The following is an 18,984-nucleotide window of genomic DNA, read 5'->3' on the forward strand; positions in this document are numbered from 1 at the left end:
CCCGTCATCCTGAGGCGCGAGGCATGGGACGCAACGCGTCCCATGGGGAGCCTCGAAGGATGAACGGCCCCGATGTCGATACAGCCGGGCTGTCGCCCTTCGAGGCTCAGCAAGCGGCTTACGCCGCCTACTGAGCACCTCAGGGTGACGGTCGAAGAGTTGAAGTTGCGGTGCAGGCGATCGCCGCTACAGCCCCCGGATCATGCCCGCGTTGATCAGCAGGCGGTTCAGCCGGCGGGCTTCGGCGCCGTCCTTGCAGCCGAAGAACACGCCCTTGCAGCGGAGCATGATCTCCTTCTGCTCGGCGAAGGACGGGTCGAGCGGAATGCCGGCGGCTTCCTGGATCACCAGCGGCAGATAGGGGCCGTCGATCGTGTCCATCACGGCATCGCTCTTCACCGGCTCGAAATTGAGGGCGTCGATCGCGTAGTAGGTCGCGTAGAGGCGCGGATCGTAGGCGTCGAGCTTCTTGCCGAGTGCGCCTTCGTCGAGCCCCGGCTCGAGGATCCCAGGCGCAAACTCCGGCTGGTGATCGCCATAGCGCACGATCAGGAACGGCTCGCCGGGAAAGGTCTTCTTCAGGCCCGCGACGAACGCCTTGTACTGCTCGGCGCTCATCGCCTGCCGGCGCAGATATTCGTCGATGGACGCCACATTGCCCGGCGCGCGCCAGTTCGGCAGCAGCTCGGGGCGGAAGCGCGTCTCCCAGGGGAAATGGTTGGCGCCGAGATAGATGAAGGTGAACAGCGGCTTGTTGGGCGGCTGCTGTCCCATCAGCTGGAGCGCCTTGTCGTAGAAGAAGCTGTCGGGCTCGACGTCCTTGGCGTGGAGATCCTTGGAATCGAAGAAGCGTTCGATGCCCGTCGTCATCTGGAAGCTGCGGGCGGCCATGAAGCCGCCATAGGCGGGATAGAGCGACATGGTGTCGTAGCCGCAACGGCGCAGAGCCAAAGGCAGCCCGCGCTCGACGCGGTTGGAGGCGATGCGCGTCACGAAATAGGCGAAGCGGCCGAACGAGCGCGACGAGAGCCCCGCCAGCACGTTGTATTCGGTGAACCAGCTCGGCCCGCCATTGCTCTCGGCCAGGAACGTGCGCTGCTTGCCGTCCCAGGACTTGAAGTGGCTGCCATAGCCTTGCGGCACCTTGATCCCTTGCGCCGCGCGGATGTCGAAGCTCGATTCATCATGGATCATGATGATGTTCGGCCGGCGACCGGCGGCGTGGCAGGAATCGACCAGCGGCATATTGAGCCGCTCGTTGCTCGCGGCGGCCGATTCCATGAAGCCGTATTGCACGAAGTCCGACACCGAACTTACGCCGGAGCGGAAGAATTTCGAGAGATAGCCGTCGTCGTAATAGCCGCGCCAGGCCTCGTCCGGATGATAGAGCGAATAGCCGACCAGCGCGGCAAGACAGGCGAGCTTGCAGGCGAGCGCCGGCAGGCGGCGGATGCGGAACGGGTCGAGCCACCACAGCGCATACATCAGCGGCAGCGTGACGAGGCCGGCCAGGATCACCGACCAGCGCAAATTCGGGAAGATCGTGAACAGGAATGCCACGGTGTCCCGGTCGATCATCATCAGGTCGATGAAGTTGACCGTCATCTGGACGACGTCGTGCTTGAGCCGCGACAGCAGCACCAGCACCACGACCATGGTCAGCGACAGCGCGCCCGACAGCGCCGGCCGCCGCAGCAGCGTGATCCAGAAGAAGTTGAGAATGCCCCAGGCGAGCGCAAAGGACAGGCGCGAGCCGAAATCGGTCTCGGTCTGGTACATCAGTGCGAGCGCGGCAAGGTGCGGGGCGGCAACGGCGAGCAGGCGCCAGATGCCGAGCGCGGCGACGCTCGCCAGCACGGCGGTGGTGGCAGAAGGACCTGGATTAGGCGCGGACGCCATCGACGGCACGCAACAGCTGGTCCGGCAATGATACCTAGCCGTCCGGCCGGCCTCACGGCGGCTAGGGCATCCGGCGCAGCCGGAAGCCTGCACCGTGTCATAAAACTGTAACGGAACGGTCAAGGACAGGCAACGTGCGCGGTGACCCGACCTTCGCTTAGTCGTGTCGAGCGGCGAGGTGCCGCACAGGGCACCATGAAGGTTCGGGCAGAGCTGCCGCCGGCGTCAGGACTTCGCGATCCCGGCGATGAACAGGTCGATCACCTGTTCCGCCATCCGCTCGATCTCCCCTTCCGCGACACCCCAGCGCGGAAAGTGGCCGTCGAGATTCATCCGGGCAAAGCCGTAGACCAGCGCGCGGCCGGCGATCTGGACTTGCTTGAGATCGGCCGGACGCAGCAGCCCCTGCTCCGCCGCCTCGGCCAGGATCCCTTCGGTCAGGCCGATCAACTCGGCATTGTCGCGGGTCAGCTCGGCGGAGCTGCCATGGGCGAAATAGCGCCCGGTGGAGATGATCTCGAAGTGAGCGGGATTGCGCATCGCCCAGCGCAGGTAGGCCAGGCCGAAGGCGCGGAAACGGCCGAGCGGGCCGGCGGCCGGAGCCTTGCTCAGCGTGGCCTCGATCTCGGCGCGAAAACGCCGCTGCGCCTCCTCGGCCGCCGCGGCCATCAGCGCATCGCGGTTCGGAAAGTGCCGGAACGGCGCGCCCGGCGACACCGCGGCCCGGCGCGCAGCCTCACGGACCGAGACTTCTGCGCCCTCCGCAGCGAGTTGCAGCGCAGCATCGATCAGGACGCGGCGAAGATCGCCGTGGTGATACGGCCTTGGTTTTTGGGCCGCGGGACGGCGGGGACGCGGCTTGGAAGGCTGACGGGTGGTCATGGATGCGTCCTAGCATCACCCGAACGTGAATGTAAGCAGCGATTACACGATTGACCGCACCCGCGTCGCACAATGTAATCGATGATTACATAATGGAGGAGATGATCATGTCGCAACGTCAAGGCTGGCTCGAAGGCTGGCGGCTGCTGGCCGCCCTCACCCTTAGCCTCGTCGTCCTCAGCCTGTGGATCGCCTCGATGCGGCAGTTCGAGGTCGAGGGCGTGCGGATGGTGATCCGTTTCACGGCGCGCAGCTCGCTGCTGCTGTTCTGCCTCGCCTTCAGCGCGGCGGCCCTTGCCCGGCTCTGGCCAAACGCCTGGACGCGCTGGCAGCGCCGCAACCGCCGCTATCTTGGCCTCAGCTTTGCCGCGTCCCACGCCATCCACGCGGTCGCGATCATCGCCTTCGCCAACATGGACCGGGCCGGCTTCGCGGAGGCCACCTCACCCGCCTCCTACATCTTCGGCGGGATCGGCTATGCTGTCATCATCGCCATGAGCGCGACCTCGTTCGACCGCGCGGTCGCACTGATCGGACCGCGCGCCTGGCGAATGCTGCACCTTGCCAGCGGTTATTATCTCTGGTTCCAGTTCATGGTCTCGTTCGGCAAGCGCGTGCCGGCGATGCCGCTCTATGCCGCCTTCCTCATTCCGCTCCTGATCGTGATGGCGCTGCGCATGATCGCGATGGCCCGCCATCCGCATCAGCAGACCGTTGCGGCGGGCTGAGCGCCCGCTTCACTGCGGGAGGAATCCGAGCCGCTTGGCGATGATGCGGTCGAGCGTCCGTTTCGGCAGCACGCTCGAGATCAAATGGCGCATCGGGTCCGGGGTGATCTGGTAGCGCACCTTCGGGCTCGCCGCAGTGAGCGCCTCGAACACGATCTCGGCGATGCGCTCGGCCGGCAGGCCCTTGGCGCCGAGGTCCATCATGAAGGCCATGACTTTGTTCAGCGCCGGCAGATAGGGCGAGTTCTGGTAGACGGACAGGTCGATCTCTTCGGCCTTGCTCCAGATCGGCGTCTTCACCGCGCCTGGGGCGACGATGATGACGTCGATGCCGAACAGCATCAATTCGCGGCGCAGGCTTTCCGACAATCCCTCGATGGCGTGCTTGGAGGTGCAGTACGGCGCCGAGAGCGGATTGCCGTTCTTGCCCGCAACCGAGCTGATCATCACGATCCGCCCCTTTGGCCCCTTCAGCGAAGGATCCGCGCCGAGTAGTGGCCCGAAGGCCTGCGTCGCGATCACGGGGCCGATGACGTTGATGTCCATCTGGCGGCGGAAATCGTCGGCCGACAATTCGAGCACGGGACCGGCGACGGCGACGCCGGCATTGTTGACGAGGCCGGCCAGCGTCTCGCCCGCCAATGCCTCGCGCACGCCCCGCGCAGCCGCGAGGACCGCAGCCTCGTCGGTGACGTCGAACAGCAATGGAGTGAAATTGGCGCCGAACTCGGCCTCGAGCCTGTCGGCATCGGCCTGCTTGCGAACGCTGCCAAAGACGCGATAGCCGCGCCCAATCAGGAATTTTGCAGTGGCCCAACCGATGCCGGTGGACGCTCCGGTGACGACGACGGATCGCATGGTCATTCCCCCTGTTGTGCCCCGCGACCAATGTAGGGAACGGCCGCGCCGGCGCAACGCCGTCAGGTTCTCAAGCCGCGCACCGACGACTTTTTCCTTCCCTGGGCGCGCTGCAAGAACATGCGGCAGGTGTCGGTTCTCAAGATGAAGCGGCGCGCGAACGTGAAAAAGCGCGATCGACCGCATCATGAGAACGCGGATGAAGAGGCGAATCCTAGACTCTGAGGGCACAGCGCTTTTGGCGATCGAGGACTCCCGAAAAGCCCTGACAAACGACGCGAGATCAAGAATGTGGATTAAGCGTCAGTTCTTCGTGCTCGGAGAACACATCAGCTCGCGAAGAATTTGAATGAAGCAGCAATGCTTCGCGCGAGACGAAAAGAGCGAGACCGCTATTTGCGATCTCGCTCCAATCTAGTCGCGAAGATTTAAGAATTGGTTTGGCGAGCGAAGCTTGTGTTTTACTCGTCATTCCGGGGCGCGCATGAGCGCGAACCCGGAATCCAGAGGTCGTCGATCGAGATTCCGGGTTGCGCTTCGCGCCTCCGGAATGACGGTCGTCAGTTCTTCGACTTGTCGACCAGCGCGCCCTTCTTGATCCAGGGCATCATGTCGCGCAGCTTGGCGCCGACTTCCTCGATCGGGTGAGCGGCGAGCTTGGCGCGGGTCGCCTTGAACGAGGTCTGGTTGACCTTGTTCTCGAGCATCCAGTCGCGGGCGAACTTGCCGCCCTGGATGTCGGCGAGAACGCGCTTCATCTCGGCCTTGGTCTCGGCGGTGACGATGCGGGGACCCGTGACGTACTCGCCGTACTCGGCGGTGTTGGAGATCGAGTAGTTCATGTTGGCGATGCCGCCTTCATAGATCAGGTCGACGATCAGCTTCACTTCGTGCAGGCACTCGAAATAGGCCATCTCCGGGGCGTAGCCGGCTTCGACCAGCGTCTCGTAGCCAGCCTTGATCAGCTCGACCAGACCGCCGCAGAGCACGACCTGCTCGCCGAACAGGTCGGTCTCGCACTCTTCCTTGAAGGTGGTCTCGATGATGCCGGCGCGGCCACCACCGACGGCCGAAGCGTAGGACAGGCCGAGGTCATGGGCATTGCCCGAGACGTCCTTGGCGATCGCGATCAGGCAGGGCACGCCGCCGCCGCGCTGATACTCCGAGCGCACGGTGTGGCCGGGGCCCTTCGGCGCGATCATCAGCACGTCGAGGTCGGCGCGGGGGTCGAGCAGGTTGAAATGGACGTTGAGGCCGTGCGCGAACACGAGGGCGGCGCCCTTCTTCATGTTGGCGTGCAGGTGCTCACGATAGATGTCGCCCTGGAGCTCGTCCGGGGTCAGCATCATGACGAGGTCGGCCCATTTGGCGGCCTCGGCGACGTCCATCACCTTGAAGCCGGCAGCTTCCGCCTTCTTGACCGAACCCGAGTCCTTGCGCAGCGCAATCGCCACTTCCTTGACGCCGGAATCCTTGAGGTTGAGCGCATGGGCATGGCCCTGGCTGCCATAGCCGACGATGGCGACCTTCTTGCCCTTGATCAGGTTCAGGTCGGCGTCGCGATCGTAATAAACACGCATGGGTCGTTTCCTCGTTCAGGGCCGAAATCGGCCATTGGTCAGTGTCCGAAGGGTGAAATTTGCGGATTTCGGGGGCTGTCTAGAGCATTTCGGCCCCTGAGGGAAACCCGTTTCTGCATGGAAATCCGCGACATCATGCATCCATGAAAACGGGGTAGAGGGAGGCCAGGAGCAGGAGCGCCATCAGGATATTGAAGGCGCGGACCAGCCGCTCCGAGGTCAGGACCGGCCGCAAGGCCGAGCCGAACAGGGCCCAGAGTACGGTCGAGACCGTGCCGATCAGCAGGGTGACCAGAGTCTGGATCGCGATGTTGAGCGGGAATTGGGCGATGGCCGCATAGGCGGTGATGGTGCCGATCACGATCACCCAGCCCTTGGCGTTGATCCACTGGAACATCGCCGCGCCCCAGAACGTCATCGGGCCGCGGCCATCCTCCTCGCCCGGCCTGGTCGGGCCGGACATGGCGATCGCGGCGGCAAGATAGATCAGGTAGGCCGCGCCGGCATATTTCAGGATGGTTTGAAGGATCGGATAGGCCAGGAACAGGGAGCCGAGCCCGAGGCCGACGGCCGCGACCATGAAGGCAAAGCCGAGGACGATGCCGACGATGTGCGGGATGGTGCGCCGGAAGCCATAGGTCAGGCCCGAGGACAGCAGCATGATGTTGTTCGGCCCGGGCGTGAAGTACATCACGACCATGAAGACGAGGAAGGCATAGAATAGCGAGGAGGTCATCGGTCACCTCACGCGGTTTTCGGCAGGACTTGCGGGCGGTTCGCCAACACCATCACCGCGATACCAGCGATCACGGTCAGCATGCCGGCAAGCCGCAACGGCCCGAACCGCTCGCCGAACACGACGCTGGAAGCGGCCGAGCCGACGAACGGGACCAGCAGGGCGAACGGCACCACTTGCGCGGCGGGATAGTCGCGCAGCAACCGGCCCCAGAGCCAATAGGCGATGCTGGTGGAGATCGCGCCGATCACCAGCAGGCAGATGAGACCCTTGAGCGACATGTGGATCAGCGACTGGAAGGTCGGCACTGGCCCGTTGACGGCCAGCGCGAGCGCGAAGAGCGGCACCGCGGCGGTGAGGCAGAGCCAGGCAAACAAATCGAACATCGGCGCGCCCCGGGCGCCGCGCAGCAGCAGATTGCCGACGGCAAAACAGACCGGCGCGATCATCAGCACCGCGAACGCTCCAACGCTGAAATCGTAGCCGACCGTGCCGCAGATCATGAGCAGGCCCGCTGCAGCGATGGCGATGCCGAGCGTCTGCACCGGCGTCGGCCGCTCGCCGAACGCGACCGCGGCAAAGCCGATGGTGAACAGCGCCTGGCTCTGCACCACGACGCTGGTCAACCCGACCGGCACGCCATGGGCGATGCCGTAGGCCTGACTCAGAAACTGGCCGAGGAACAGCGTGAGGCTGATCGCGATCAGAAGCGACCAGGCGACCTTGGGCCTCGGGACGAACAGACAGGGCAGCGCAGCGATGGAAAAGCGCATCGCCGTCATCAGCTCCGGCGAAAACTCGTCGAGCGCAATGCGGCTCGCCACGAAGGCAAGCCCCCAGATGATCGCCACCAGGATGGCAATGAAGATATCGGCCGGCTTCATTGTTGTTCTCGGTTCTGCCCTGTCGTGCAGCCCTGTTGTTGGTCTAGCCTTGCTCGCCGGCTCTTACGTGGAAGGATTGGGTTTGCGCAGCAGATACGTGCCGTGCATCGGTGCGTGGTAGTCGGCCGAGACCAGCGTGAAGCCGACGTCGGTCAGCATCCGCTCCATCACCCAGCCGAAGGTCGAATATTCGTCGCGCATATGCGTCACCACGCTTTCGCGCGCGAAATCGTGATTCTTGATCTGGAAGTCGGCCCATTGATCGACGTCGCGCTCGATCGCGTCGGGCATCGATGCGTAGACGATATCGCGCAGATAGAACGTCGCCCCGGGCTTGAGCGCGCGGAAGATCCGCGACATCGCCACCGCCTTCCAGAAGTCGGGCAGGTGATGCAGCGTGAATTCGCTGACGATCAGATCGTAGGATTCCGGCCGGTAGGCGAAGCTGAGCAGGCCGGCGGACTGGGTGCGCACGGGCGCCTTGCGGTCGCGCGCATAGATCTCGGCGAGCGCCAGCATCGCCGGCGAGATGTCGATGGCGTCGACCTCGGCGCCCATCAGCGCCGCTTCGGTCGCCAGCACGCCGTTGCCGCAGCCGATGTCGGCGATGCGCCAGCCGCGCTGGACTCCCAGCAATTTCAGTGCGGCGCGCGCCCGCAGATCGGCGTCGTCGTGGGCGTCGTAGATCGAGGCCACAGCGGGCCCGATCCCCATCCGGTTACGCTCGTTGTAATACCAGTCGCGCGCCAGCATGGTTCACATCCCTTCAGGCCCGCGGCCGATCGCGGCAACGCCGGTGCGCGACACCTCGACGAGGCCGAGCGGACGCATCAGGTCGATATATTGATTGATCTTGTCCGTGTTGCCTGTGATCTCGAACACAAAGCTCTCGGTGGTGGCGTCGATCACCCGGGCGCGGAACGCGTCCGCGAGACGGAGTGCCTCGACCCGATGCTCGCCCTGCCCGCGCACCTTCACCATCGCGAGCTCGCGTTCGATCGAGCGCCGGGTCTGGGTCATGTCGACGACCTGGTAGACCGGGATCATGCGGTCGAGCTGGTTCTTGATCTGCGCGATCACCATGGGCGTTCCCGTGGTGACGATGGTGATGCGCGACAGATGCTTCTGAGCCTCGGTCTCCGAGACCGTAAGGCTTTCGATGTTGTAGCCGCGGCCCGAGAACAGGCCGATGACGCGCGCGAGCACGCCCGGCTCGTTCTGCACGAGCACGGCAAGCGTGTGCGTCTCGTTGGGATCGTGGCGCTCTTCGATGAAGTAGGCGGATGCGGGCTGGTTCATTGTCGTCCCCTCAAATCTCTCTCGTCACACCAGCGCCTTGCCGCCGGCGAACGCTTTCGCGGTCGCCTCGTCATTCGCCTGCTCCGGCAACAGCATCTCGTTGTGCGCCTTGCCGGAGGGAATCATCGGGAAGCAGTTTTCGAGCGCCGCGACGCGGCAGTCGAACAGCACCGGACGCTTGACCGAGATCATCTCCTGGATGGCGCCGTCGAGGTCGCCGGGCTTGTGCACCTGGATGCCGACGCCGCCATAGGCTTCCGCGAGCTTGACGAAATCAGGCAGCGCCTCCGAATAGGAGTGCGACAGGCGATTGCCGTGCAGCAGCTGCTGCCACTGCCGCACCATGCCCATGTACTGGTTGTTCAGGATGAAGATCTTGATCGGCAGCTCGTACTGCACCGCCGTCGACATCTCCTGCATCGTCATCTGCACCGAGGCATCGCCCGCGATGTCGATGACGAGGCTGTCCGGGTGGGCCACCTGCACGCCGACCGCGGCCGGCAGGCCGTAGCCCATGGTGCCGAGACCGCCCGAGGTCATCCAGCGATGCGGCTCCTCGAAGCCGTAGAACTGCGCCGCCCACATCTGGTGCTGACCGACTTCGGTCGTGATGTAGGTGTCGCGGCCCCGCGTCGCCTCGAACAGGCTCTGGATGGCGTGCTGCGGCAGGATGACGTCGTTGCTCTTCTTGTAATAGAGCGAATTGCGCGCGCGCCACTGTGCGATCTGCTGCCACCAGGCCTTGACGTCGGGCTTCTTCGCTTCCGCCTTGAAGACCTGGAGGATGTCGCCGAGGATGTTGCCGCAATCGCCGATGATCGGCACGTCGACGCGGATGTTCTTGTTGATCGAGGACGGGTCGATGTCGATGTGGATCTTCTTCGAGCCGGGCGAGAACGCGTCGACCCGGCCGGTGATGCGGTCGTCGAAACGCGCGCCGACGCACAGCATGACGTCGCAATCATGCATCGTCATGTTGGCTTCGTAGGTGCCGTGCATGCCCAGCATGCCGAGCCAGTTCTTGCCCGATGCCGGGTAGGCGCCGAGGCCCATCAGCGTGGAGGTGATCGGAAAGCCCGTGACCTCGACCAGCTCGCGCAGCAGCCTGGTCGCTTCAGGGCCGGAATTGATGACGCCGCCGCCGCTATAGATCACGGGGCGCTTGGCGTTCGCGAGCAGCGAGACGGCCTTGCGGATCTGCGTCGCATCGCCCTTCACGCGCGGCGCGTAGGAGCGGTGCACGTCGGATTTGCGCGGCGGATGATAGGTGCCGGTCGCGAACTGCACGTCCTTGGGCACGTCGACGAGCACCGGCCCCGGGCGGCCGGAGGTCGCGACGTAGAAGGCCTCGTGCAGGACTTTCGCCAGATCGTTGACATCGCGCACCAGCCAATTGTGCTTGGTGCAGGGCCGCGTGATGCCGACGGTGTCGCATTCCTGGAAGGCGTCGTTGCCGATCAGATGCGTCGGCACCTGGCCGGAGATGCAGACCAGCGGGATCGAGTCCATCAGCGCATCCGTCAGCGGCGTCACCATGTTGGTGGCACCGGGGCCGCTCGTCACCAACGCAACGCCCGGCTTGCCGGTCGAGCGCGCATAGCCCTCGGCGGCGTGGCCCGCGCCCTGCTCGTGACGAACCAGGATGTGCTGGACCTCGCTCTGCTGGAAGATCTCGTCGTAGATCGGAAGCACCGCGCCGCCGGGATAGCCGAAAATGTCGGTCACGCCGTGATCGATGAGCGCGCGGACGATCATCGCGGCGCCGGTCATCTGGTTCGGATCGTGGCTCTTGTCGCTCATTGTCTTGCTCCGGATGCGCTGTTGTCAGCGGCTTCGTTCGTGTCGGTTTCGGGAAATAAAAAAGGCCCCGAAGAGGGACCCTGCACACCGCCTGTCATGTGGATGGCAGCTAGCCACCCCCGGCGGTGTGCCTGGGTACGACGGCGATAAGGAGTTTGGTAATAATGTTGCGCATGACAGACGCTCGGCTTCCCAAAGGTTGCGCGAAACATAACGACCAAAGCCTCGATGTCAAGGCAAAGCGGTCGCTTCCGCGCGATTTAGGCAATGTAGCGGTGTTCCCGGGGTTCGGCGAGAGGTAAATTGGGGAACCCGGTCAGAAAAGCGTGTCGCTATCCCCGCATGATGGCGCCGAGCCATCCCCTCGCCTCCTCCGGTTTCACCCATTCGAAGTCGGGCAATTGGTGCCGGAACCAGGTGAACTGCCGCTTGGCGTAGTGACGGGTATCGGCGCGCCCGATGGTGGCGGCCTCTTCCAGGCTGAGCTCACCGCGCAGATGCCGGATCAGGGCCGGGACGCCATGAGCCTTCATGGCCGGCAGCAGCGGATCGAGCCGTCTGGCGGCGAGCCGCTCGACCTCCTTCAGCGCGCCGGCATCGAGCATGGCATCGAAACGGGCGTCGATCCGGGCATAGAGCTCGTCGCGCTCGGGCGCGAGAAAGACCGCGCGAAAGCTGCCCTGCGGCAGCAGCGGCGGCTGGCCCTCCTGGTGCCAGTCGAGCAGCGAACGGCCGGTTGCCTCGATCACTTCGAGCGCGCGCGCGATGCGGGTGCGATCACGCAGGTTCAATCGCTCGGCGGCGCGGGCATCGCGACGCGCCAGTTCCGCATGCAGCGCCTCGACGCCGTTCTGTTCCAGCCGCGCACGCACGTCCTCGCGCACCGCGGCCGGAATCGGCGGCACCACGGAGAGCCCCGCGGTGAGCGCCTTGAAATAGAGCCCGGTGCCGCCGATGAAGATCGGCAGGCGGCCTTCGGCTTGCGCCTCGTCCAGCGCCTTCGCCGCATCGCTCACCCAGGCACCGGCCGAAAAATTCACGGCTGCATCGATATGGCCGTACAGACGATGGGGCGCGCGCGCTTCCTCGTCCTGTGTGGGGCGGGCCGTGATGATCCTGAGGTCCCGGTAGACCTGCATGGAATCGGCATTGATGACGACGCCGCCCGCACTGAGGGCGAGCTCGAGCGCCAGCGCCGACTTGCCGCTGGCGGTCGGGCCTGCGATAAGCACGGCCTTGCCAACAGGCCTTCTGCCGACTTGCCTCTCGCTCACGAAAACCTCAAATGTCCCTCGTCGCCACGCTGATCTGCAACCCCGACAATCCCGCGCTCGACAGTACCATCGTCGACGGCGCCCGCGCCGTGCTGCCGCAGGCCGCGCCCGCGCACTGGCTGTTCGACGGCGTCGCGGTCGATATTCCCTTCGGCGCCGACAATAACCTCGAAGCCGACCGTCACGCCATCGAGCAACGCCTGCGCGAGCTGCGCGGCGACCTGCCCATCGACATCGTCGTGCAGCCTGTTGGCTTCAGGCGCAAGAAGCTTTTTCTCGCGGACATGGATTCCACCATGATCGGCCAGGAATGCATCGACGAGCTCGCCGACCTCGTCGGGATGAAGGCCCATGTCGCCGGCATCACCGAACGTGCCATGCGCGGCGAGATCGAGTTCGAGCCGGCGCTGCGCGAGCGCGTCGCGCTCTTGAAGGACCTGCCCGCCGGCGTCGTCGACGAGGTCCTCGCCAAGCGCATCACGCTGACCCCGGGCGGCAGCACACTGGTTGCGACCATGCGCAAGCATGGCGCCTATACCTGCCTCGTCTCCGGCGGCTTCACGCTGTTCACCCGCGCGGTCGCCGCCAAAATCGGCTTCCAGGAGAACCGCGCCAACGAGCTCGTGGTGCGCGACGGCAAGTTCACCGGCGAGGTGAAGGAGCCGATCCTGGGCCGCGCGGCCAAGCTTGCGACGCTGGTGGATCTGATGGAGTCGTTTGATCTCGACGACATCGATTCCGTCGTGGTCGGCGACGGCGCCAACGATCTCGCGATGATCCAGGCCGCGGGGCTGGGCGTCGCCTATCACGCCAAGCCGGCGGTCGCAGCCGCAGCAGCCGCGCGGATCGACCACGGCGACCTCACCGCGCTGCTCTATGCACAGGGCTATCGGCGCGACGAGTTCGTGGAGGGATAGCCGCCTCCCCTCCGCCGTCATGCCCCGCGAAGGCGGGGCATCCAGTACTCCGCGCCCCACGGGGGACTCACTGCCGTCTCTGGGATACTGGATCACCCGCCTTCGCGGGTGATGACAGTGAGTGTGGGGCTAAGACCGCCCCTACTGCACGCTCAGCGCCACGAACCGCAGCTCGCCGTCGGCATTCGAGACCAGCAGCAGCACCGACTTCTTGCCGTCCTTCTTGAGCTGGTCGACGCGCTTCTGGATATCGGCGCCGCTCGACACCGCCTCCTGCGCGACCTCGACGATGACGTCGCCGGCGGAGAGCCGCTTCTCGGCGGCGTCGGAACTGGCGTCGACATTGGTGACGACCACGCCCTTGACGCTCTCCTTGATCTTGTAGCGCGTGCGCAGATCCTTGTTCAGCGCGGCGAGATCGAGGCCGAGCGCCTTCTGCGTCACCGGCTTCTCCGGCGCGGGCTCCTCGGTCTTCGCCGCGGTCTGCACCTTGTCGGGATCCTGCAGGCGGCCGAGCGTGACCTTCTTGGTCTCTTCCTGGCCCTTGCGGATGATGACGACGTCGACCTCCTTGCCGACCGCGGTGTCGGCGACGACGCGGGACAGATCCTTGGGATCCTTGACGTCCTTGCCGTCGAACTTGACGACGACGTCGCCGGGCTCGATCCCCGCCGGCTTCGCCGGGCCCTTGTCGTCGACGCCGGCAACCAGCGCGCCGCGCGGCGGCTTGATGTTGAGGCTCTCGGCGATCTCGTCGGTGACGCTCTGGATGCGCACGCCCAGCCAGCCGCGGCGCAGCTCGCCGAACTGGCGGAGTTGATCGACCACGCCCGCAACCGTCTTCGACGGCACGGCGAAGCCGATGCCGATCGAACCGCCGGAGGGCGAGATGATCAGCGTGTTGACGCCGATCACATCGCCGTCGAGATTGAACAGCGGTCCGCCGGAATTGCCGCGATTGATCGAGGCGTCGGTCTGGATGTAGCTGTCATAGGGCCCCGAGGAGATGTCGCGGTTCTTGGCCGAGACGATGCCGGCCGTCACCGTGCCGCCCAGGCTGAACGGGTTGCCGATCGCGACCACCCAGTCGCCGAGGCGCAGCTTGTCGCTGTCGCCGAACTTCACCGCAATCAGCGGCTTGGTCGGCTTGAACTTCAGCACGGCAAGGTCGGTCTTCTTGTCGACGCCGACCAGCTCGGCCTTGATCTTGGTGCCATCGTTGAGGATGACGTTGATCTCGTCGGCGTCCGCGATGACGTGGTTGTTGGTGACGACGATGCCCGAGGTGTCGATGATGAAACCGCTTCCGAGCGAGTTGGTCTTGCGTGGCGGGTTGTTGCCGCCGTCGCCGCCCTTGCTGCCGCCGCCGGGGCCCCTGCGGTTCTTGAAGAAGTCGTCGAAGAACTCCTCGAAGGGCGAGCCGGGCGGCAATTGCGGCATGGCGTTACTGCCGCCGCCCTTGGCCTCGACGGTCTGCGAGGTCGAGATGTTGACGACCGCGTCGATCACCTTCTCGGCGACGTCGGCGATGCCCTCCGGGCCGCGCGCCTCGGCCGGCGTGCCGAACGCTGTGAAAGCACCGACGGCGAGCGCGGCCAGCCCTAAACGCAAGCGGGTCGGGGCAATGGTGGCAGCGGTCATTGGTATCTCCAGAGAAAAGGATTCGACGTTCAGACTGCGCTCGAACGGGGGGGCGGCGCAAGCGCGTAGCTTAGCGGCCTCAAGACCCCGATAATACGGCGAAAACCGGCCGCTCGCCTTCACTTTGGCGTTGGCGCAGGCGCTAAACCGGACGCCGCATGACCCAGATCAGGATCAGGCCGGCGACCGCCGAGCCGATCCCGACCACCCGCAGGATGTTGTCCGGCGTGGCGATGGCGCTCTTCATGGCCTTGCGCATCCAGTTCGGACTGGCTGCGAACATCAAGCCTTCCAGCACGAACAGGATGCCCAGGCCGATGAGGAAGTCGGCGAACGCAATGGACCTCATCGGATGGGAACCTCCCGTGGTGCTGTTTTCGTTTGGACGAAGGGCGGCGAGATCCGCCGCCCCCTGTCTAGCTTACGGTTTCGCCGGCGTCTCGGTTGCCAGCTTGCCCGACGGGTTGCTGAAATACCGGAAGAAGTCCGAGTCCGGCCGCAGCAGGAAGCGGGTGTCGTTCGACTTCAGCCCGTTCTCATAGGCCGTCATCGACCGGTAGAACGCGAAGAAGTCGGCGTCCTTGCCGTAGGCTTCCGCGAACAGGCGGTTGCGCTCGGCGTCGCCACCACCGCGGGTCTGCTCGGCCAGCGAATTGGCTTCCGCGATGATCACGGTCGCCTCGCGGTCGGCCTTGGAGCGGATCTCCTGTGCCTTCTGGCCGCCCTGAGCGCGGAACTCGGCCGCTTCACGCTCACGCTCCGTCTTCATGCGCTGATAAACCGCCTGGCTGTTCTGCTCCGGCAGGTCGGCGCGACGGATCCGGACGTCGACGACCTCGATGCCGTAGCCGTCGGCCTCGCGGTCGAGCTGGTCGCGGATGCGCTGCATCAGCTTCTCGCGGTCGTCGCGCACCACGTTGATGAAGGTGACCTCGCCGAGCACGCGGCGCAGCGCCGCGTTCAGGAGCGTGGTGAGCTGGATGTTCGCAGCCTGGATCGAGCCCACGCTCTGATAGAAGCGCAGCGCGTCCTTGATGCGGTAGCGCGCGAACGCATCGACCACGAGCCGCTTCTGGTCGGACGCGATCGCTTCCTGCGACGGGTTCTCGAGGTCGAGAATCCGCTTGTCGACGTTGATCACCGAATTCCACGGCGCCTTGAAGTGCAGGCCGGGCGCGGTGACGACGTCGACGGGACGACCGAACTGCAGCACGATGGTCTGCTCGGTCTGCGCGACCGTGAACAGCGACATGTAGCCAACGATCACGACGAGCAGGAGCGCGAGCAGCGTGACGATACCTGTGACCGGAGACCTCATCGGTTGCCTCCGCTCGACTGCGGACCGGGGGTAGGCGGCCGCTTGGCGGACAGTTCGCCGAGCGGCAGATAGGGCACGATGCCCTGGCCCGAGGGGCCGCCGTCATAGACGAGCTTGTCCGCGCCGCCGAGCACGCGCTCCATCGTCTCCAGATAGATCCGTTCACGCGTCACGTCGGGCGCCTTCTTGTATTCCTCGTAAACCTTCAGGAAGCGCGCGCTCTGGCCCTTGGCCTCGGCGACCGCCTGCTCCTTGTAGCCTTCCGCATCCTGCTGGATCTTGGCCGCGCGACCGCGCGCCTGCGGCACGACCTGGTTGGCGTAGGTCTGCGCTTCGTTCTGCAGCTGCTCCAAATTGGCGCGCGCCGCCTGGACGTCGCGGAAGGCGTCGATCACCTGCGCGGGCGGATCGACCTTCTGCATCTGCACCTGGGAGATCTGGATGCCGGCGCCGTAGCTGTCCAGCGTCTTCTGGATCAGCTCCTGCACGCCCTGCTCGGTGACGTTGCGCGCACCGGTCAGGATCGGTTGGATCTGTGATCGGCCGATCACCTCGCGCATCGCGCTTTCGGCGACCGCCTTCACGGTGCCCTCGGGGTTCTGGATGTTGAACAGGAAATTGCCGACGCCGTTGGGCTTGATGCGCCACAGCACGGTGAAGTCGACGTCGACGATGTTCTCGTCGCCCGTCAGCATCAGGCTCTCCTCCGGCACGTCACGGATGGAGCGGCCGCGCCGGGCCGGATCGTCGATCAGCGTCATGCCGATCGAGATGGTGTTGACGCGCAGCGCCTTGGGCAGCAGCACGGTCTCGATCGGATAGGGCAGATGATAGTTCAGGCCCGGATCGACGGTGCGGACATGCTTGCCGAAGCGCAGCACGACGCCCTGCTCTTCGGACTGCACGCGGAAGAAGCCCGACAGCAGCCAGAATGCGATGATGAGCAGGACGATCAGCGTGATGCCGATGCCGGAGAAATAGCCACCCGGCATGATCTGCTGGAGCCGATCCTGGCCGCGCCGCAGAAGGTCTTCCAGATCCGGCGGCCTCGGCCCGACCGGTTGCGGGCCTGAGCCCCACGGTCCCTTCGGACCCGAGCCCCATGGGCCACCGCCCTGATTCTTCCACGGCATTCGACGCTCTCCTCGGCAGGGTGGAATTGCCCCCGCCCGCTTTGTCCGGATCGGCTTTATAGGGGACAGGCAGGTCCCTTACAACGCAGCCCTCACCGTCTTCCGAGCTATGCTCGGGCACGAAAAAGTCAATGTAAACATTGACGAAAGCGGTTAATGGCCGCGCCGCCGACGATATGTCACATAGGAGTAGTCGGCGCTGTCGTCGCCTCCGGCAGGATGACGGACACGCGCGACCTCGTCCCACTCGGCCCTGTCGATGTCGAAATGCGTGTCTCCTTCGGGCCGTGCGTGCACCTCGGTGATTTCGAGGCGATCGGCGCGATCGAGCCATTGCCTAAAGATCTCGGCCCCCCCGATCACCGCGATCTCAGTGACCGAACGCCGCAGGGCATCACCATGCGCCACCGCGCCGGCATCCGCCGCCGACGTCGTGACGATGGCGCCGTTGGCGCGATAACCCGCATCGCGCGTGATCACAATGTTGGTGCGGCCCGGCAGGGGACGGCGAGGCAGGGACTCGAAGGTCTTGCGGCCCATGATCACGGGCCTGCCGATCGTCAGCGCCTTGAAGCGCGCCAGGTCGGATTTCAATCGCCAGGGCATCGCGTTGCCGGCGCCGATGACACCGTTCTCCGCGATCGCGACGACGAAGACGATCTCCATCAGGATACGCTCCCGGCCAGCCGCGTCAGCGCCGGCCCCGTGACGCGGCACAATGTCCAGTCGTCCATCATGACGGCGCCGAGCGATTTGTAGAACGCGATCGACGGCGCGTTCCAGTCGAGCACCGCCCATTGCAGACGCGACCAGCCGTTATCGACGCATTCCTTCGCGAGATAGACCAGCAGCGCCTTGCCGAGGCCCTTGCCCCGATGCGAAGGCCGCACATAGAGGTCCTCGAGATAGATGCCGTGACGGCCGCTGAAAGTGGAGAAATTGACGAACCACACCGCAAAGCCGACGGCCTCGCCGTTCCACTCGGCGATCGCGCAATAGAGCCGCGGCGCCTCGCCGAACAGCGCCCCGGCGATGTGGGCCTCGGTCGCCTCGACCTCGTGCGAGAGCTTTTCGTAGTGTGCAAGCTCGCGAATGAAGGACAGAACGAGCCCGGCTTCTCCGGGCTGCGCACGGCGGATGGTCAAGGACATCGGTCTATTCTTTTTCGCGCATGATCTGATCGGAAAACCGCGGCACACTTTTCCGGATCATGCGCTAGACCGCGACTTCCGCCTTGATGTGCGGGTGCGGGTCGTAGCCGACGAGCTCGAAATCCTCGTAACGGAAGGAGAAGATGTCCTTCACATCAGGGTTGATCCGCATCACCGGCAGCGCACGCGGGGCGCGCGAGAGCTGAAGCCGCGCCTGTTCCAGATGGTTGGAATAGAGATGGGCGTCGCCGAACGAATGCACGAAGTCGCCGGGCTTCAGGCCCGTGACCTGCGCCACCATCATGGTGAGCAGCGCGTAGGAGGCGATGTTGAAGGGCACGCCGAGGAAGACGTCGGCCGAGCGCTGGTAGAGCTGGCAGGACAGCTTGCCGTTGGCGACGTAGAACTGGAACAGCAGATGGCACGGCGGCAGCGCCATCTTGTCCACGTCGGCCGGATTCCAGGCCGTCACGATCAGCCGACGCGAATCCGGGGTGCGCTTGATCATGTCGATGACCTTCGCAATCTGATCGATGCTGCCGCCCTCGGGCGTTGGCCAGGAGCGCCATTGATGGCCATAGACCGGGCCGAGATCGCCGTTGGCGTCGGCCCACTCGTCCCAGATGCTGACGCCGTTGTCCTTCAGATATTTGATGTTGGTGTCGCCCTTCAGGAACCACAGCAGCTCATGCACGATCGCCTTCAGCGGCAGCCGCTTGGTGGTCAGCATCGGGAAGCCGGCGGATAGATTGAAGCGCATCTGATGGCCGAACACCGAGAACGTGCCGGTGCCAGTGCGGTCGGTCTTCTCCGCGCCGTCTGAAAGAATCCGCTCGAGCAGGTCCTGATACTGGTGCATGTGCGACTGAGCCTTTGGGGAGGCG

Annotated in this window: 19 protein-coding genes; 2 read left to right on the plus strand and 17 right to left on the minus strand. The window is 64.9% G+C overall.

Going from position 1 to position 18,984, the window contains the following annotated elements:
* Window positions 1–186: 186 nt before the first annotated feature.
* Both QRQ56_RS24375 and QRQ56_RS24380 read right to left on the minus strand, forming a co-directional pair.
* Complete coding sequence (locus tag QRQ56_RS24375; RefSeq protein ID WP_438743541.1) at window positions 187–1,899, minus strand: sulfatase-like hydrolase/transferase; 1,713 nt, start codon at window positions 1,897–1,899, stop codon at window positions 187–189.
* A 225-nt stretch (window positions 1,900–2,124) separates the two neighbouring features.
* Entirely contained in the window at window positions 2,125–2,781 is a 657-nt protein-coding gene (locus tag QRQ56_RS24380; protein ID WP_438743542.1) for a TetR/AcrR family transcriptional regulator, read from the minus strand.
* Between the two features lie 107 nt (window positions 2,782–2,888).
* Here QRQ56_RS24380 and QRQ56_RS24385 point away from each other — a divergent pair, with 107 nt between their 5' ends.
* A complete protein-coding gene (locus tag QRQ56_RS24385; protein WP_438743543.1) occupies window positions 2,889–3,509 on the plus strand; it encodes a hypothetical protein in 621 nt (206 codons plus the stop codon).
* A gap of 9 nt (window positions 3,510–3,518) precedes the next feature.
* On the opposite strand, the gene QRQ56_RS24390 is transcribed toward QRQ56_RS24385, so the two are convergent.
* The 8 genes from QRQ56_RS24390 to miaA all read right to left on the minus strand — a co-directional run bounded on the left by QRQ56_RS24390 (window position 3,519) and on the right by miaA (window position 11,940).
* Window positions 3,519–4,367, minus strand: a complete 849-nt coding sequence (locus tag QRQ56_RS24390; RefSeq protein WP_438743739.1) for an SDR family oxidoreductase — start codon at window positions 4,365–4,367, stop codon at window positions 3,519–3,521.
* A gap of 560 nt (window positions 4,368–4,927) precedes the next feature.
* Window positions 4,928–5,947 carry a ketol-acid reductoisomerase gene (gene ilvC, locus QRQ56_RS24395; RefSeq protein ID WP_438743544.1) on the minus strand — a complete coding sequence of 340 codons (1,020 nt, stop codon included), beginning with the start codon at window positions 5,945–5,947 and terminating at the stop codon, window positions 4,928–4,930.
* Between the two features lie 133 nt (window positions 5,948–6,080).
* On the minus strand, window positions 6,081–6,683 hold the full coding sequence (locus tag QRQ56_RS24400) for a LysE family translocator (RefSeq protein ID WP_438743545.1): 603 nt from the start codon (window positions 6,681–6,683) through the stop codon (window positions 6,081–6,083).
* An 8-nt stretch (window positions 6,684–6,691) separates the two neighbouring features.
* Entirely contained in the window at window positions 6,692–7,567 is an 876-nt protein-coding gene (locus tag QRQ56_RS24405; protein WP_438743547.1) for an EamA family transporter, read from the minus strand.
* Between the two features lie 63 nt (window positions 7,568–7,630).
* A complete protein-coding gene (locus QRQ56_RS24410; protein ID WP_438743548.1) occupies window positions 7,631–8,320 on the minus strand; it encodes a class I SAM-dependent methyltransferase in 690 nt (229 codons plus the stop codon).
* 3 nt (window positions 8,321–8,323) lie between these two features.
* Window positions 8,324–8,866, minus strand: coding sequence for an acetolactate synthase small subunit (ilvN, locus tag QRQ56_RS24415; RefSeq protein WP_028145447.1), 543 nt, complete (start codon window positions 8,864–8,866; stop codon window positions 8,324–8,326).
* Between the two features lie 24 nt (window positions 8,867–8,890).
* The gene (locus QRQ56_RS24420) at window positions 8,891–10,666 is read right to left on the minus strand and encodes an acetolactate synthase 3 large subunit (protein WP_438743550.1); all 1,776 of its coding nucleotides are present in this window, start codon (window positions 10,664–10,666) and stop codon (window positions 8,891–8,893) included.
* Window positions 10,667–10,998: 332 nt separating this feature from the next.
* Window positions 10,999–11,940 carry a tRNA (adenosine(37)-N6)-dimethylallyltransferase MiaA gene (gene miaA / locus QRQ56_RS24425; RefSeq protein ID WP_438743551.1) on the minus strand — a complete coding sequence of 314 codons (942 nt, stop codon included), beginning with the start codon at window positions 11,938–11,940 and terminating at the stop codon, window positions 10,999–11,001.
* 11 nt (window positions 11,941–11,951) lie between these two features.
* Here miaA and serB point away from each other — a divergent pair, with 11 nt between their 5' ends.
* The gene (gene serB / locus QRQ56_RS24430; RefSeq protein WP_438743553.1) at window positions 11,952–12,857 is read left to right on the plus strand and encodes a phosphoserine phosphatase SerB; all 906 of its coding nucleotides are present in this window, start codon (window positions 11,952–11,954) and stop codon (window positions 12,855–12,857) included.
* Window positions 12,858–12,998: 141 nt separating this feature from the next.
* Here serB and QRQ56_RS24435 read toward each other — a convergent pair whose 3' ends face one another.
* The 7 genes from QRQ56_RS24435 to QRQ56_RS24465 form a co-directional block, all read right to left on the minus strand.
* Window positions 12,999–14,498: a Do family serine endopeptidase gene (locus tag QRQ56_RS24435; protein WP_438743554.1), complete on the minus strand. Its 1,500-nt coding sequence runs from the start codon at window positions 14,496–14,498 to the stop codon at window positions 12,999–13,001.
* A gap of 142 nt (window positions 14,499–14,640) precedes the next feature.
* On the minus strand, window positions 14,641–14,847 hold the full coding sequence (locus QRQ56_RS24440; RefSeq protein ID WP_270162114.1) for a DUF2065 domain-containing protein: 207 nt from the start codon (window positions 14,845–14,847) through the stop codon (window positions 14,641–14,643).
* Window positions 14,848–14,919: 72 nt separating this feature from the next.
* Window positions 14,920–15,816: a protease modulator HflC gene (hflC, locus tag QRQ56_RS24445; protein ID WP_438743555.1), complete on the minus strand. Its 897-nt coding sequence runs from the start codon at window positions 15,814–15,816 to the stop codon at window positions 14,920–14,922.
* The gene (hflK, locus tag QRQ56_RS24450; RefSeq protein WP_438743556.1) at window positions 15,813–16,949 is read right to left on the minus strand and encodes an FtsH protease activity modulator HflK; all 1,137 of its coding nucleotides are present in this window, start codon (window positions 16,947–16,949) and stop codon (window positions 15,813–15,815) included. Before hflK ends, hflC begins: the two co-directional genes overlap by 4 nt.
* Before the next feature lie 153 nt (window positions 16,950–17,102).
* Entirely contained in the window at window positions 17,103–17,615 is a 513-nt protein-coding gene (locus QRQ56_RS24455; protein WP_438743557.1) for a dihydrofolate reductase, read from the minus strand.
* Window positions 17,615–18,100, minus strand: a complete 486-nt coding sequence (locus QRQ56_RS24460; protein WP_438743558.1) for a GNAT family N-acetyltransferase — start codon at window positions 18,098–18,100, stop codon at window positions 17,615–17,617. The genes QRQ56_RS24455 and QRQ56_RS24460 overlap by 1 nt, the downstream gene beginning before the upstream one ends.
* Before the next feature lie 64 nt (window positions 18,101–18,164).
* Window positions 18,165–18,959 (minus strand): thymidylate synthase, encoded by a 795-nt coding sequence (locus QRQ56_RS24465; RefSeq protein ID WP_438743559.1) that lies wholly within the window; start codon window positions 18,957–18,959, stop codon window positions 18,165–18,167.
* Window positions 18,960–18,984: the final 25 nt, after the last annotated feature.

The organism is Bradyrhizobium sp. U531 (genome assembly GCF_051710265.1).
GTDB lineage: Bacteria > Pseudomonadota > Alphaproteobacteria > Rhizobiales > Xanthobacteraceae > Bradyrhizobium.

Coding starts and splice junctions, on each gene's coding strand:
- QRQ56_RS24375 (WP_438743541.1), bottom strand. CDS start 1,899: ATGGCGTCCGCGCCTAATCCAGGTCCTTCTGCCACCACCGCCGTGCTG.
- QRQ56_RS24380 (WP_438743542.1), bottom strand. CDS start 2,781: ATGACCACCCGTCAGCCTTCCAAGCCGCGTCCCCGCCGTCCCGCGGCC.
- QRQ56_RS24385 (WP_438743543.1), top strand. CDS start 2,889: ATGTCGCAACGTCAAGGCTGGCTCGAAGGCTGGCGGCTGCTGGCCGCC.
- QRQ56_RS24390 (WP_438743739.1), bottom strand. CDS start 4,367: ATGCGATCCGTCGTCGTCACCGGAGCGTCCACCGGCATCGGTTGGGCC.
- ilvC (WP_438743544.1), bottom strand. CDS start 5,947: ATGCGTGTTTATTACGATCGCGACGCCGACCTGAACCTGATCAAGGGC.
- QRQ56_RS24400 (WP_438743545.1), bottom strand. CDS start 6,683: ATGACCTCCTCGCTATTCTATGCCTTCCTCGTCTTCATGGTCGTGATG.
- QRQ56_RS24405 (WP_438743547.1), bottom strand. CDS start 7,567: ATGAAGCCGGCCGATATCTTCATTGCCATCCTGGTGGCGATCATCTGG.
- QRQ56_RS24410 (WP_438743548.1), bottom strand. CDS start 8,320: ATGCTGGCGCGCGACTGGTATTACAACGAGCGTAACCGGATGGGGATC.
- ilvN (WP_028145447.1), bottom strand. CDS start 8,866: ATGAACCAGCCCGCATCCGCCTACTTCATCGAAGAGCGCCACGATCCC.
- QRQ56_RS24420 (WP_438743550.1), bottom strand. CDS start 10,666: ATGAGCGACAAGAGCCACGATCCGAACCAGATGACCGGCGCCGCGATG.
- serB (WP_438743553.1), top strand. CDS start 11,952: ATGTCCCTCGTCGCCACGCTGATCTGCAACCCCGACAATCCCGCGCTC.
- QRQ56_RS24435 (WP_438743554.1), bottom strand. CDS start 14,498: ATGACCGCTGCCACCATTGCCCCGACCCGCTTGCGTTTAGGGCTGGCC.
- QRQ56_RS24440 (WP_270162114.1), bottom strand. CDS start 14,847: ATGAGGTCCATTGCGTTCGCCGACTTCCTCATCGGCCTGGGCATCCTG.
- hflC (WP_438743555.1), bottom strand. CDS start 15,816: ATGAGGTCTCCGGTCACAGGTATCGTCACGCTGCTCGCGCTCCTGCTC.
- hflK (WP_438743556.1), bottom strand. CDS start 16,949: ATGCCGTGGAAGAATCAGGGCGGTGGCCCATGGGGCTCGGGTCCGAAG.
- QRQ56_RS24455 (WP_438743557.1), bottom strand. CDS start 17,615: ATGGAGATCGTCTTCGTCGTCGCGATCGCGGAGAACGGTGTCATCGGC.
- QRQ56_RS24460 (WP_438743558.1), bottom strand. CDS start 18,100: ATGTCCTTGACCATCCGCCGTGCGCAGCCCGGAGAAGCCGGGCTCGTT.
- QRQ56_RS24465 (WP_438743559.1), bottom strand. CDS start 18,959: ATGCACCAGTATCAGGACCTGCTCGAGCGGATTCTTTCAGACGGCGCG.